Genomic DNA, 12,644 nt, shown 5'->3' with positions numbered 1-12,644 from the left:
AACCAAATCGGCCTATCCTTTGCCCACGAGATAAGGGAGGGGCGTCCTTGGATCCGTCAGTTGATGCCGCCATGCATCCGGAAAAAGTCACCCGGAAAGCCTTCGTGCTGTTCTTCTGCACCGGGCTGTTCATGGTGTCGCTCGTTTTGGCCGCCCTGACCGCCATCAAGGTACATGAAGTCCAGCTAGGCCCGCTCGTGGTCCTGGTACCGGCGGGAACCCTGGCTTTCGGCCTGACCTATCTGGCGACGGATGTGATCAGCGAGGTCTGGGGGCGGGGCTATGCGCTCTGCGTCGTCCTGACCGGCGTGGCGATGCGCTTTCTCGTCGCCCTGCTCTTGATTTACGCCATGCATGTCGAGGCCGTGCTGCCCTTCATGTCCGCAGCGGACAGCTGGACGCCGGACCGGCAGTCGGAATTCGTGTCAGTGTTTTCCTCGGGCAACCGGACCAATTTCGCGGGACTGGTGGCCTTCGGGGTCAGTGCCCTGGCCGATGTGCTGATCTTCCACCATTTGCGTCTGCGCGATCAGGGCAAGAACCGGCTCTGGCTGCGCAACAACATCTCCACCATCGTCTCGCAGATCCTCAATTCGACGATCTTCATCTCGGTCGCCTTTGCCGGGGTTTTCAGCTGGGCCGAGATCGGCAATCTCATCCTGGGCCAGGTGATCTTCAAGATCACCGTCGCCGTGCTGGATACACCGGCAGTTTATCTCCTGCGCAATTTCGCGGAAGGCCGGCGGCTGACGGACATGCGCGGCTAGGGAATGACCCGGTCCAGGCGCAGCATCCGGCCATCGCGGGAATCCGTTAGCAGGTAGAGATGCCCGTCCGGGGCCACTGCGACGTCGCGGATGCGTTCGCCCAGGCCGGACAGGAGCTCTTCTGTGGAGATGATCCGGTCGCCCTCGATCTCGAAGCGGACCAGATGTTCTCCGGCCAGGGCACCGATGAAGAGATCACCCTGCCAGTCCGGGAATTCCTCGCCCTGGTAGAACGCCATGGCGGAAGGCGCGATGGAGGGATCCCAGAACCAGACCGGTTGCTCCATGCCGTCTGCATGCGTGGCATCGGAGACCGGGGTCCCGTCGTAATTGATGCCATAGGAAATCGCCGGCCATCCATAATTGCGACCGGGCTCCAGAATGTTGATCTCGTCCCCGCCGCGCGGCCCGTGTTCATGGGCCCAAAGGCTGCCGGTCTGCGGGTTGAACGCAATGCCCTGCACATTGCGGTGGCCCCAGGTGTAGATCTCCGGCTGGGCCCCGCGGGCCGAGGCATAGGGATTGTCGAAAGGGACGGTGCCGTCATCATTGAGCCGGACCACGCTGCCCAGGTGATTGCCCAGATTCTGGGCCTCATCCCGGTAGAGACCACCATCACCCAGGGTCAGCACCAGGGTGCCATCGGGCTGGAAGACGATGCGTCCCCCGAAATGATAGCCGCGCGCCTTGTCGATATTGACCCGAAACAGGGTCTCAACCTCATGCAGTGCACGTCCGTCCTCGCTGAGCCGTCCGCGGCCGAGCGCGGTATGGTTGGCGCTGGACGAGCCTTCCGAATAGGCGAAATAGACCCAGCGCGTCGTCTCGAAATCGGGATGCAGGGCCAGGCCCAGCAGGCCGCCCTGATTGTCGTTCATCACGCGCGGCAGACCGGTCACGGCCTCGGGGCGCAGCGTGCCCTGTTCGACATAGCGCAACGCGCCGGCCCGTTCGGACACCAGAAAATTCCCACCGGGCAGGGCGGCCAGGGACCAGGGATGGTCGAGCCCCTCCGCAACGGTCACCAGGGTGAAATCGGCCTGCTCTGTCTCGAAAATCTCGGTCTGGGCCCCGGCTGTCGCGGGCATCATCCCGGACAGGACCAAAAGGGCCAATGTGCTCGCCATGGCGCGCATACGCGGATCACTCCTGCAACTCACCGCGATTTTAGGGGCGGGATGTGGCGGAATGAAGGGGGTGTTGCGCTGAAGGTTACGCTTATCTGTTTATAGCGAGATGGAGGTCGTGAAGCTCGCGAGGCGCGGGGCCAGGCGCGGCTGGAAGGCGCTGACCTGAGACCAGCGTCGACGCAGCCGGACCGGCAGGTTGGCGAGCCGCTCGGGCATCAGGCCGGCCAGGCTTTCGGCCATTTCCCAGCTGCGGATTCCCGCCGCGGCCAGACCCGGCACCAGCAGACGGCCCTGGTCGAGCGGAACTTCGTAACTGGCATAGTATTTCTTGTAGTGAACCCCGCCCCGGCCCAGATCGATCCGCGACAGACCGCGCTCATGGGCCTGTTCGAACAGGCCGTGCAGCAAGAGGAGGCCGGGCGAGTATTTGGCCAAGTCCGGGTCATAGGCCGGGAACCAGGAATGATAGACATCGCCGGCGACCAGGCCGAATTCGACCGCGGCGAGCCGGTCGCCGAACCAGAGCGAGGCGGTCAGGCCGGAAAACTCCTGGCCTTCACGGCGGCGCAGGTCGCGAAGCACGTCCTGCACCCAGTTGATGGAGAAGACATCCAGCTTGCCGGTTGTGGTGTACTGCTTCGACTTCCAGGCCCGGAGCTGCGCAAAGGCCGCGCCTTTGGGGTCCCCCAATTCGACCCGTACGGCCCCGAAATCCCGCTCGGCGCCCCGCAGGCGGCGCGCGGTCTTCTTGAAGTGATCCTTGTGGAGCGCGCGCCGGTCGGCGAAATAGGCCTCGGCCCCGTCCGCCAGATCGACGATCACACTGCCATCGCGTTCCCGCCGGGCTGCCGGCGACAGGCCGTCCGCCGTGTGCCAATTGTCGAAGACCAAGGCGGACGTGCCGCAGGCGCGGACCACGTGGGCGAGGTCGAAGCTGGCACCGGGGCGGGCGATGATCCCCTGATAGTCGCTCATCGGCGCGCCGACCGGGCGGATGATGCCGCCGCAGGGCGCGTGGTGCGGGAAGAAGCCGGCCAGGCCGTTCTCATCTTCCAGGATCGCGACGCGGACATCATTACGGGTCCGGGCAATGGTTTCGGCAAATTCGAACCGCAGATAGGGGCTGACCAACTGGCCGTCCTGGCACGCCCAGGCATTCCACTGGACGATTTCGCCCGCTGTGATGTCCTCAATTGAAACGATCCGCGTGCGCATCGCCATCCTCCTGCGTCCCTTGCCCCTGTGTGAAGCAAGAGCCGGGCCGGATTCGCCTGACAGGGGGTGTCAGGTTTTGTCGCGCGCATCTGCCATGCTGGTCGCTGATCACCGACTCACGCAGAATACGGACAAACGCAGGACCCACGCATGACCTTGACCGAAATCGCCCTTGAAACCTGGCTGATCCTGGCCGCCATCGCCCTGGTGGGCGGATTGATGGCCGTACTGCTCCTGCGCCGGCCGCGGGCCGAGGATGGCTTTGCGGCCGACGAGGCCGAACGCCTGCGCGCGGAACGCGATGACTGGCGCCAGCGCGCCGAAGCATCGACCGAAGCTGCGGCTCAGGTGCGCGAACAACTGGCCCGCCTGGACGGGGCGGTGGAGGAGCGCGACCGGCTGCGCATCAAGCTGGAAGCGCTGGAGCAGGAAAAGGATGCCCTGGCGCGCGAACATGCCAGCCTCAAGGCCGAGCATCGCGCCACGATGGAACACCATACCGACAAGCTGGCCGAGCTGGAGAAGGCACGCGAGCGCCTGACCGAACAGTTCAAGCTGACCGCCAATGAAATCCTCAAATCCTCCGGTGCCGAGCTGAACAAGCAGAGCACGGAAAACCTGCAAGTCCTGCTTAAGCCGCTGCGGGACCAGCTCAGCGAATTCCGGACCAAGGTGGAGACCGACGCCAAGGAACGCTCCCAGCATGGCGGCGAGATCAAGATGCTGATGGAGACGGTGCGCAAGGATGCCGCGCGCATGTCCGAGGACGCCCAGAACCTCGCGAATGCGCTGCGGTCTTCCTCCAAGGTGCAGGGCGATTGGGGGGAAATGGTGCTCACCACCATCCTGGAACGCGCCGGCCTGCGTGAGAATGAGCATTACTTCACCCAGCAGACCGAGCGGAATGATGAAGGGGCGCTTCTGCGCCCCGACGTGATCGTGGAAATGCCGGGCGAGCACCGCCTGGTGATCGATTCCAAGGTCTCGCTGACCGCTTTCGAGCGCTGTGTGAATGCCGAGGACGACACAGCCCAGAAGGCCGCCTTGAAGCAGCATCTCGCCTCGGTCCGGGCCCATATCAAGGCGCTCGGCGAGAAGGATTATGCCCGGCTCTATGAGGGCGTGAACTTCACCTTGATGTTCATCCCGCTGGAAGGGGCCGCCTCGCTGGCCCTGCAAAATGATCCGGAATTGTCGGCCTATGCCTGGGATCGCAATGTGATGATCGCCACGCCCACCACGCTGATGATGGCGATGCGCACGGTGGGCAATCTGTGGACCATTGACCGCCAGAACCGTCACGCGATCGATATCGCCGACCGGGCTGGCGCGCTCTACGACAAGTTCGAAGGCTTCGTGACGGACCTGGAAAAGGTCGGAAGCCGGATCGACAGTGCGAAACAGGCTTGGAGCGATGCCAAAGGCAAGCTGGTTGAAGGACGGGGCAATCTGGTGCGTCAGACCGAGATGCTGAAGACGCTGGGCGCCAATGCGCGAAAATCCCTGCCGTCCGATTACCTGGATGCGGCCGGCGCCGAGAGTGCCGACGAAGACGCCCCTGCCTTGTCAGCACCCGAAGCGGTCGATTCTTGAACCCTTAAGCCGTCGGGACTATCTAGGGCTCATGGCTATACGTGAAATTCGCACCGTCCCGGATCCGATCCTGAAGGAAGTCTCCCAACCGGTTGAAAAGGTTGATGACGATCTTCGTGCGCTCATGGACGACATGCTGGACACCATGTACGCCGCCGACGGCATCGGCCTGGCGGCGATCCAGATCGGCGTGCCCAAGCGCGTCATCGTGATGGACCTGGCCAAGCCGGATGAAGAGCCGGCCCCGAAATTCTTCGTCAATCCGGTCCTGTCGGATCCGTCCGACACGCTGCAGCCCTATGAAGAGGGCTGTCTGTCCGTGCCGACCGTGTTCGACGAGGTGGAGCGCCCCGACCGTATCCGCGTCCAGTCCATGGACTATGATGGCAATCAGGTCGACGAGATCGCCGAGGGTATGTACGCCGTCTGCATCCAGCACGAGATGGACCATCTCGAAGGCGTGCTCTTCATCGATTATCTCTCCCGTCTGAAGCGCAATCGCGCGGTCCAGAAGGTAAAAAAGGTCGAGAAGGCCAAGGACAAGGACGCGGCCTAGGCTCCGCCCTCATTTCCTGATCATCAGCCGCGCCCGTGCGGCGCGTCCAGATCCTGGACCGGACCCACCGGCACGATGCCGGTCGGGTTCACCGTGTCATGGCTGGCATAGTAGTGCCGCTTGGCGTGATCGAAATTGCAGGTGTCGGCAATGCCAGGCCATTGGTAGAGATCACGCATGTATCCCGACAGGTTGGGATAGTCCGCGATGCGCCGGATATTGCACTTGAAATGCCCGTGATAGACGAGGTCGAAGCGCAGCAGGGTGGGCAGGAGACGCCAGTCTGCCTCGGTCGGTTCATCGCCGGTCAGAAAGCGTGACCGCGCCAGAATGTCCTCCAGCCAGTCCAGACTGCCGAACAGCGGGCCGACGGCTTCTTCATAGGCCTCCTGCGTGGTCGCGAAGCCCGATTTGTAGACGCCGTTATTGACCGTGTCGTAGATGCGTTCATTGAGGGCATCGATCTCGGCGCGCCGGTCCTTCGGGTAATAGTCACCCGGCTTGGCGCCCACCCCGTCAAAGGCCGAATTGAACATGCGGATGATTTCCGCACTCTCATTCGACACGATGCGACCGGTCTGCTTGTCCCACAGGAGGGGCACGGTGACGCGTCCGGAATAGTCCGGCTCGCTCTCCAGATAGACCTGGTAGAGATAGTCCTTGGCGAACAAATCATCGCCGACGATCCCGTCGCCGCGATCCTTGAAGGTCCAGCCATTCTCCTTCATCAGCCAGTCCACGGCAGAGACCGAGATCATGTCCTCCAGGCCTTTCAGGGCCCGGTAGATCAGGGTGCGGTGCGCCCAGGGACAGGCATAGGAGACATAGAGGTGATAGCGCCCGGGCTCGGCCTTGAAGCCGCCGCGGCCCGATGGCCCGGCTTCGCCGTCCGGCGTGATCCAGTTGCGCAATTGCGAGGCCGAGCGCTCGAAGCGTCCGCCCGATTTCGACGTGTCATACCAGCGGTCCTGCCACTGACCATCAACGAGAAGGCCCATGGGATTGTCCTTGCTGTCGCGGAGAAAAGAAGGGGCGGATGCGCGTCCGGGGGGAGGGGGACGGCATCCGCCGCGGCGGGCGCTAGAAGCGACCCGCCTGGAAGTCGCGAACGGCCTGGTGCAGTTCGGCTTCGGTATTCATCACGAAGGGGCCGTAGCGGGCGACCGGTTCCTTGATCGGCTTGCCGGCGACCAGGAGCAGGCTGGCGCCCTCCGGTCCGGCTTTCAGCTCGATCGTATCACCATCTTCCAGAACGCCCAGATCCGGGTCGTTCACCCGGCCTTCGCCGGAGGAGACGGAGCCCTTGTAGACGGCGATGAAGGCCGTGTGATCCGGATCAATCGCCTCGGTCAGGGTGGCACCCGGTTCCAGCACGATATCGATCAGGGTGGGCTGGATGGAGACCGACTTGGCCGGGCCTTCCAGACCGTTCATGGTCGAACCCGCCAGCACGCGCAGGCTCGCGCCTTCGCGCTGTTCGACGGGAACCTCGTTCTTGGCGAATTCCTGGTAGCCCGGATCTGTCATCTTGAGTTCCGACGGCAGGTTGACCCAGAGCTGGAAACCCCAGAGCCGGCCATCTTCCTGTTCGGGAATCTCCGAATGGACGATGCCGCGGCCGGCCGTCATCCACTGGATGCCGCCGCCTTCGATGACACCGGAATGCCCCTTATTGTCGCCATGGCGCATCTTGCCGTCCAGCATGATGGTCACGGTCTCAAAGCCCCGGTGGGGGTGGTTGGGGAAGCCGGCCATGTAGTCGGCACTGTCATCGGAGCGGATCTGGTCGAGCATCAGGAAGGGATCAAGATCCATCAGACCCTGATGGCCCAGCATGCGCGTCAGTTTCACGCCGGCTCCGTCCGAGGTCGGCAGGCCGCGCGACACCTTGGTGATGCGGCGTGTGCGGGTGAGTGTGTCGGTGGCAGACATGGTTGTGTCCTCCTCGCCTGGGGCGCCTGGCTCGGGCGCCGGTCTTGAGGAGGAAGATAGGTGCGCAACCGGCCAAAACCCAGACGGGGATTTGAAAGGCATTGTTTCCAAATCGGAAGGGATGAGGCAGCGTATTGTCATCCATGGAGGAAATGACATGCGCCGATCCCTGCTTTGCCTGGCTTTGCCCGTCACCGTGATGGCCTGTTCGGCCCCCGATGAGGCGGCGCCGGAAACGGACCTGTTTGACCAGCTCACCGCCTTGTGCGGCCAGGCCTATGAGGGACAGGTGGTCAGCGAGGATCCGCGCGATGCGGACTGGGCGTCACAGACCCTGACCATGCATGTGCGCGAGTGCTCCGACACGGAGATCCGCATTCCGCTGCATGTCGGTGAGGACCGGTCGCGGACCTGGGTGATCACGCGCCAGGGTGACGGTCTGCGCCTCAAACATGATCATCGCCACGAGGATGGCAGCGAGGACGTGCTGACCCAGTATGGCGGCGACACCGCCGGTCCGGCGTCGGCCAATCGCGCCGAATTCCCGGCTGACGCCTTTTCCCGGAACCTGTTCGAACACGAAGGCATTCCCGCCTCGATGGCGAATGTCTGGTCGATCACGCTGACCGACACGACTTTCACCTATGCCCTCGACCGGCCGGACCGGCATTTCGAGGCCGCGTTCAATGTCACCCAGCCGGTGGCCCCGCCGCCACCGCCCTGGGGGTTTGAATAGGGATCAGTCGGCGCGACACTGGCCGTCATGCACGACGCTGACGCCGGCCGCCGCGGCCGTGCAGGCATTGCCATAGGTCTGGCCGTCACAGCCGCAGACCGGACGGTATTCCCGCGTGCACATTTGCGGACGCGGCTGGCAGGTGCCTGGCGCATCGGCAGCACCGCACATGGCGGCCGGCTCATAGCGGCAATAGGTCTCTTCCGGTGCGCCGGCGCAGACTTGCGGTGTCATCCGCATGCCGCCGCAGCTTTCCCCGATTCCGACCTCGATCACGTCGCGGGGACCGTCGGGTGAAGGACCTCCATCTGTGGCGCAGGCGGCGAGCAGGAGGGCGGGCAGGATGAGCCAGATCGCTTTCATGATGTCGCTTTCTCTTGGCGGCAGGATGTTGGGGACGTTATCACACCTGCAACTTCAACCGCAGATGAATGTGGACCGACATGACGCTTCGCCTCGCCTTCATGGGCACGCCGGACTTCGCCGCCCGCTCGCTCGCCGAGATCGCTGCCGCCGGGCATGAGGTCGCGCGCGTCTACACCCAGCCACCGCGCCGCCGGGGCCGGGGACAGAGCGAGCAGAAGACGCCGGTCCACCAGCTGGCCGAAGTGCTGGGCATTCCGGTCTCTACGCCGGAGAGTTTCCGCGACCCGGAGGTCATCGCCGAGTTCGCTGCGCTGGACCTCGATCTCGCCGCTGTGGTCGCCTACGGCCAGATCCTGCCGCAGGAGGCGCTCGATGCGCCGCGTCTGGGCTGTCTCAACCTGCACGCCTCCCTCCTGCCGCGCTGGCGCGGGGCGGCGCCGATCCAGCGGGCCATCATGGCCGGGGATGAGATGACGGGCGTCCAGATCCAGCAGATGGAGGCGGGTCTGGATACCGGGCCGATCCTGCTGTCGGAAACCGTGCGCATCGCCGACACCGACACTGCGGCCAGTCTGCATGACAAGCTGATGGAAACAGGCGCCCTGATGTGGCCGCGCACCCTGTCCGCCCTGGAACGGGACTCGCTGGAAGCCGTGCCCCAGTCCGAAGACAGCGTCACCTATGCCAAGAAAATCTCCTCCGCCGAGGCCCGTATCGACTGGGCGCGCCCGGCGGCCGATCTGGCCTGCCATGTCCGCGGGCTCTCGCCTTTCCCGGGTGCCTGGTTCGAGCTGCCGACCGAGAAGGGCCCGGTGCGGGTCAAGGTGCTGATGGCTGAGCCTGTCGAGGGTGGCGGCGAGCCGGGCAGTGTGCTGACGGATGATCTCACCGTGGCCTGTGGCGAAGGGGCTCTGCGCCTGACCCGCCTGCAACGCGAGGGCAAGGGCGCCATGGACGCCGAGACCTTCCAGCGCGGCAATGCCGTCGCCGTGGGCACGGTGCTGAACTGATGCCGCGCTACAAGCTGACCCTTGAATATGACGGCACGCCCTTTTCCGGCTGGCAGCGTCAGGACAATGCGTCGTCCGTGCAGGAGAGCCTGGAGCGGGCCGCCGAGGCGCTCGATGGCGCGCCGGTCCTGGTCTATGGGGCTGGCCGGACGGACAGTGGCGTGCATGCGCTGGGGCAGGTGGCGCATATCGACCTGGTCAAGGATCTCGCCGCTGACAAGGTGCGTGACGCGATTAACTACCACCTCAAGCCGGACCCGGTTGCCGTATTGGAGGCCGAGCGGGTGGAGGACGACTTCCACGCCCGCTTCTCGGCCACGAAGCGTCATTATCTCTATCGCATGATCGACCGGCGTCCGCCACTCACCCTGGACCGGGGGCAGGTCTGGCGCGTTCCGCGGCCGCTCGATGCCGAGGCCATGCATCACGCCGCCCAGGCCCTGCTTGGCCAGCATGACTTCACGACGTTCCGCGATGCCCAATGTCAGGCCGATAGCCCGGTGAAGACGCTCGATGCCATCTCCGTGTCGCGTTATGGCGAGGAGGTTCAGCTGACCTGTTCGGCCCGCTCCTTCCTGCACCGCCAGGTCCGCTCGATGGTGGGATCACTGGTCGAGGTCGGGGTCGGTAAATGGTCGGCCAAGGATTTCAAGGCCGCGCTTGATGCCGCGGACCGGTCCCGTTGCGGCCCGGTGGCCCCGTCGGACGGGCTCTACCTCGTGGCAGTGGATTATCCCGGGGACGCCTAGGCTGGCGTTTCCAGCGTGCCCAGATAGGCCATCATGGCCAGCTCGATGGCGAGGATCGGCGCCGCGGCAGCCAAGGCTGATGTAATGGTCGGCAGGCCGAGCGTGGCATAGGCCACCCGCCAATGCACCAGGACCCGGATATAGGGGTAGATGTTGAGCGCGATCGCCGTGAGGAAGGTCGGCAGCACGCCGGCCGTATAGGCCATCCAGACGACAAACAGGTAGAAATACAGCCAGATAACGGCCCAGTTGTGCACCACCACCCAGCGGACAAACGCCGCCCGTGCGCCGGTCGCGAAACAGGCGGCTGCCGCGGCGACCGGAAAGATGAACCAGGACAGGGACTGGACCACGAACTGGTCCAGATAGCTCATGGTGCCGCCCGCCTTGACCGTGGCTGCCTGGATCAACAGCACCATCGGAATGGCTGGCAGGATGGCGGCAAAGGACCGCCAGAAGCCGGCGATCGAGGTATTGAAACCGTCTTCCCAGCCCGGCCGGAAGGTCAGGAGCCTGAGACTGGCCCGAACGCCGACCCAACCCTCCGCGATCAGCCGGATCATTTCGGCGTGTCCGTGAAATAGCGGGTCAGGATCCGCGTATAGATCTTCGTGAGTGTCTCGATATCGCTGACCGGCACGCGTTCATCGACCTGGTGCATGGTGGCCCCGACCAGGCCGAATTCCGCGACCGGGCAATAGGTCTGGATGAAACGGGCATCGGAGGTTCCGCCGCCGGTCGTCAGGGCCGGACGTCGCCCGGTCTCGGCCTCGATACTGTCCTGCAACAGGGAGGTGAAGGCGCCGGCCGGTGTCAGGAATGCTTCGCCCGTGACATGGATGTCGGCCCGGACCTTGCCATTGAAGCCCAGACCCGCCTTGGCCGCCTCGTCCTCGATCCAGTGGGTCAGTTCATCGCCGGTATGCTTGATGTTGAAGCGGATATTGAAGCGCGCGGTCGCCTCGGCCGGGATCACATTAGTGGTCGGATTGCCGACATCCACAGAGGTGATCTCCAGATTGGAGGGCTGGAAGTGCGGCGCGCCCTCATCCAGCACCCGGGCATTGAGCCGTTCCAGCAGACCCATCAGGCGCGGGATCGGGTTTTCCGCCCGTTCCGGATAGGCGACATGGCCTTGGCGCCCGGTCACGGTCAGCGTGCAGTTCAGCGAGCCCCGGCGGCCCGACTTGATCGTGTCGCCCAGCGCATTCGGATTGGTCGGTTCGCCGACCAGGCAATGGCTGAAGCGCTCGCCTTCCGCTTCCAGCGCCTTGAGCACGGCCTTGGTGCCGTGGACGGCCGGGCCTTCCTCATCGCCGGTGATCAGGAAGGCGATGGAGCCGTCCGGCGTGCCTGCCGCATCCAGAAAGCGCCGCACCGAGGCAATCATGGCGGCAATCGCGCCCTTCATGTCGGCCGCGCCACGTCCCCACAACATGCCGTCTTCTGCCCGGGCGGCGAAGGGCGGTTGTTGCCAGGCCGCTTCCGCACCGGGCGGCACGACATCGGTATGCCCGGCGAACAGGAAGCAGGGCTCTGCCCTGCCCAGGCGGGCGTAGAGATTGTCGACCTCGCCGAACGGATAGCGCCGGCAGTCGAATCCCATCGCTTCCAGCGCGTCCTGCACAACGCCCAGCGCGCCTTCATCCCGCGGCGTGATCGAAGGGCGCTGGATCAGGGCCTGCGCAATCGGCAGCGGATTGGCGAGGTCGGCAATCGTGTCAGAGCTCAATGATGAGGTCCTTGTCATAGTCCAGCTGGGCCAGACGGCAGGCGGTTTTGATCCGGGCGAGTTTCTGTTCGCGGGACAGGTTCACATCGACATACCAGCCGTCGCAGAGTTTTTCAGCATGTTTGGTGAGTTGCGGGGACCGCGGATAAAGCGCCTGCGGGCTGCGGGCCACGACGCGCCGGCGCCCGGTTCCGTCCCTGGACAGGATATCCAGCAAGCCGGGCCTGGTTTTCTCAAGCCAGATCAGGGCGAGGCGATAGGCGGACTTCTGGCTTCCCGCGTAATATTCCCGGTCATGCAGACGCACCCGAAAATGCCCTGTGCGGCGCCCCGTCGTGTCGTCTTGGTCCAGCCAATCCTGAGGGATGGGCGCGGAAGGCGGCGCCGGCTCCACCGGCCTGGGCGTCGTGTCGAGGACCCGACGGAGAATGTCTGTCTGGCTTTCCTCGAGAGATATCCGGTGTGCTTCCAGCGCCTTGTGCAGGCCCAGATCCAATTCAATCACGGACGGCATGGCAATCTCCATATCCTTATAAGGATATTTAGAGTAAGAGACTTGGGAGTCAAGCAGGCCAGGAAAGGGTGGATTCAAAAGGTGCGTCGAGTACCAAGTCGGGCACCAAGAGGATTTGGCCACCGTGATAGTGAACTGTGTCCCCTGAGTTGTGAGTCATTGCTTCCCCCAGTATCGCGCCTGCTCGGACCTTTGTTGGCGGCAAAATAGCAGCCTTGAGCTGCTTATAAGGGGATCGATGGGGTGACGTGAATGGGAGGTGGAAGCATGCAGCGGCGGAAGAAGACCGGATCGGCCCTAGCCGAGACGGGGGACGCCCCCTATGAAGGGGGCGCAAACAGCGC

14 protein-coding genes are annotated in these 12,644 nt (G+C 64.1%); 6 read left to right on the top strand and 8 right to left on the bottom strand.

Annotated features, from left to right (window positions below):
* The first annotated feature begins 47 nt into the window (after positions 1-47).
* The gene (locus FCS99_RS15350; protein WP_138514156.1) at positions 48-767 is read left to right on the top strand and encodes a queuosine precursor transporter; all 720 of its coding nucleotides are present in this window, start codon (positions 48-50) and stop codon (positions 765-767) included.
* Here the strand turns inward: FCS99_RS15350 and FCS99_RS15345 are convergent.
* Positions 764-1,903 (bottom strand): PQQ-dependent sugar dehydrogenase, encoded by a 1,140-nt coding sequence (locus FCS99_RS15345; protein ID WP_138514154.1) that lies wholly within the window; start codon positions 1,901-1,903, stop codon positions 764-766. The two genes, FCS99_RS15350 and FCS99_RS15345, sit on opposite strands and share 4 nt — an antisense overlap.
* 90 nt (positions 1,904-1,993) lie before the next feature.
* Positions 1,994-3,112: a GNAT family N-acetyltransferase gene (locus tag FCS99_RS15340; RefSeq protein ID WP_171036408.1), complete on the bottom strand. Its 1,119-nt coding sequence runs from the start codon at positions 3,110-3,112 to the stop codon at positions 1,994-1,996.
* Positions 3,113-3,262: 150 nt separating this feature from the next.
* Here FCS99_RS15340 and rmuC point away from each other — a divergent pair, with 150 nt between their 5' ends.
* Together rmuC and def are read left to right on the top strand one after the other, a co-directional pair.
* A complete protein-coding gene (rmuC, locus tag FCS99_RS15335; RefSeq protein WP_138514150.1) occupies positions 3,263-4,705 on the top strand; it encodes a DNA recombination protein RmuC in 1,443 nt (480 codons plus the stop codon).
* Between the two features lie 31 nt (positions 4,706-4,736).
* Entirely contained in the window at positions 4,737-5,261 is a 525-nt protein-coding gene (gene def, locus FCS99_RS15330) for a peptide deformylase (RefSeq protein WP_138514148.1), read from the top strand.
* Positions 5,262-5,284: 23 nt separating this feature from the next.
* On the opposite strand, the gene FCS99_RS15325 is transcribed toward def, so the two are convergent.
* Together FCS99_RS15325 and FCS99_RS15320 are read right to left on the bottom strand one after the other, a co-directional pair.
* The gene (locus FCS99_RS15325) at positions 5,285-6,259 is read right to left on the bottom strand and encodes a glutathione S-transferase family protein (protein ID WP_138514146.1); all 975 of its coding nucleotides are present in this window, start codon (positions 6,257-6,259) and stop codon (positions 5,285-5,287) included.
* Positions 6,260-6,341: 82 nt separating this feature from the next.
* Positions 6,342-7,193, bottom strand: a complete 852-nt coding sequence (locus FCS99_RS15320; RefSeq protein WP_138514144.1) for a pirin family protein — start codon at positions 7,191-7,193, stop codon at positions 6,342-6,344.
* 157 nt (positions 7,194-7,350) lie between these two features.
* Here FCS99_RS15320 and FCS99_RS15315 point away from each other — a divergent pair, with 157 nt between their 5' ends.
* Entirely contained in the window at positions 7,351-7,929 is a 579-nt protein-coding gene (locus FCS99_RS15315; protein WP_138514142.1) for a hypothetical protein, read from the top strand.
* Between the two features lie 3 nt (positions 7,930-7,932).
* Here FCS99_RS15315 and FCS99_RS15310 read toward each other — a convergent pair whose 3' ends face one another.
* The gene (locus FCS99_RS15310; protein ID WP_138514140.1) at positions 7,933-8,292 is read right to left on the bottom strand and encodes a Kazal-type serine protease inhibitor family protein; all 360 of its coding nucleotides are present in this window, start codon (positions 8,290-8,292) and stop codon (positions 7,933-7,935) included.
* A gap of 80 nt (positions 8,293-8,372) precedes the next feature.
* Here FCS99_RS15310 and fmt point away from each other — a divergent pair, with 80 nt between their 5' ends.
* Positions 8,373-9,305, top strand: a complete 933-nt coding sequence (gene fmt / locus FCS99_RS15305; protein WP_138514138.1) for a methionyl-tRNA formyltransferase — start codon at positions 8,373-8,375, stop codon at positions 9,303-9,305.
* A complete protein-coding gene (truA, locus tag FCS99_RS15300) occupies positions 9,305-10,054 on the top strand; it encodes a tRNA pseudouridine(38-40) synthase TruA (RefSeq protein WP_138514136.1) in 750 nt (249 codons plus the stop codon). The genes fmt and truA overlap by 1 nt, the downstream gene beginning before the upstream one ends.
* On the opposite strand, the gene FCS99_RS15295 is transcribed toward truA, so the two are convergent.
* Genes FCS99_RS15295 through FCS99_RS15285 form a run of 3 tightly spaced genes read right to left on the bottom strand, consistent with a single transcriptional unit; the run spans position 10,051 to position 12,300 of the window.
* Positions 10,051-10,617, bottom strand: coding sequence for a hypothetical protein (locus FCS99_RS15295; RefSeq protein ID WP_138514134.1), 567 nt, complete (start codon positions 10,615-10,617; stop codon positions 10,051-10,053). The genes truA and FCS99_RS15295 overlap by 4 nt on opposite strands.
* Positions 10,614-11,804, bottom strand: coding sequence for a succinyl-diaminopimelate desuccinylase (dapE, locus tag FCS99_RS15290; protein ID WP_138514132.1), 1,191 nt, complete (start codon positions 11,802-11,804; stop codon positions 10,614-10,616). The genes FCS99_RS15295 and dapE overlap by 4 nt, the downstream gene beginning before the upstream one ends.
* A complete protein-coding gene (locus FCS99_RS15285; RefSeq protein ID WP_138514130.1) occupies positions 11,776-12,300 on the bottom strand; it encodes a hypothetical protein in 525 nt (174 codons plus the stop codon). The genes dapE and FCS99_RS15285 overlap by 29 nt, the downstream gene beginning before the upstream one ends.
* Positions 12,301-12,644 lie beyond the last annotated feature (344 nt).

Origin of the sequence: Maricaulis alexandrii, from assembly GCF_005871165.1 — a bacterium.
GTDB lineage: Bacteria > Pseudomonadota > Alphaproteobacteria > Caulobacterales > Maricaulaceae > Maricaulis > Maricaulis alexandrii.
The sequence above is the reverse complement of the archived record's forward strand: the minus strand, read 5'-3'. Positions and strand labels throughout refer to the sequence as shown.

What these genes read in the sequence shown, in the direction of transcription:
- truA (WP_138514136.1), top strand. Translation starts at nt 9,305, where the DNA reads ATGCCGCGCTACAAGCTGACCCTTGAATATGACGGCACGCCCTTTTCC.
- FCS99_RS15285 (WP_138514130.1), bottom strand. Translation starts at nt 12,300, where the DNA reads ATGCCGTCCGTGATTGAATTGGATCTGGGCCTGCACAAGGCGCTGGAA.
- FCS99_RS15295 (WP_138514134.1), bottom strand. Translation starts at nt 10,617, where the DNA reads ATGATCCGGCTGATCGCGGAGGGTTGGGTCGGCGTTCGGGCCAGTCTC.
- rmuC (WP_138514150.1), top strand. Translation starts at nt 3,263, where the DNA reads ATGACCTTGACCGAAATCGCCCTTGAAACCTGGCTGATCCTGGCCGCC.
- FCS99_RS15325 (WP_138514146.1), bottom strand. Translation starts at nt 6,259, where the DNA reads ATGGGCCTTCTCGTTGATGGTCAGTGGCAGGACCGCTGGTATGACACG.
- FCS99_RS15340 (WP_171036408.1), bottom strand. Translation starts at nt 3,112, where the DNA reads ATGCGCACGCGGATCGTTTCAATTGAGGACATCACAGCGGGCGAAATC.
- FCS99_RS15310 (WP_138514140.1), bottom strand. Translation starts at nt 8,292, where the DNA reads ATGAAAGCGATCTGGCTCATCCTGCCCGCCCTCCTGCTCGCCGCCTGC.
- dapE (WP_138514132.1), bottom strand. Translation starts at nt 11,804, where the DNA reads ATGACAAGGACCTCATCATTGAGCTCTGACACGATTGCCGACCTCGCC.
- def (WP_138514148.1), top strand. Translation starts at nt 4,737, where the DNA reads ATGGCTATACGTGAAATTCGCACCGTCCCGGATCCGATCCTGAAGGAA.
- FCS99_RS15320 (WP_138514144.1), bottom strand. Translation starts at nt 7,193, where the DNA reads ATGTCTGCCACCGACACACTCACCCGCACACGCCGCATCACCAAGGTG.
- fmt (WP_138514138.1), top strand. Translation starts at nt 8,373, where the DNA reads ATGACGCTTCGCCTCGCCTTCATGGGCACGCCGGACTTCGCCGCCCGC.
- FCS99_RS15315 (WP_138514142.1), top strand. Translation starts at nt 7,351, where the DNA reads ATGCGCCGATCCCTGCTTTGCCTGGCTTTGCCCGTCACCGTGATGGCC.
- FCS99_RS15345 (WP_138514154.1), bottom strand. Translation starts at nt 1,903, where the DNA reads ATGCGCGCCATGGCGAGCACATTGGCCCTTTTGGTCCTGTCCGGGATG.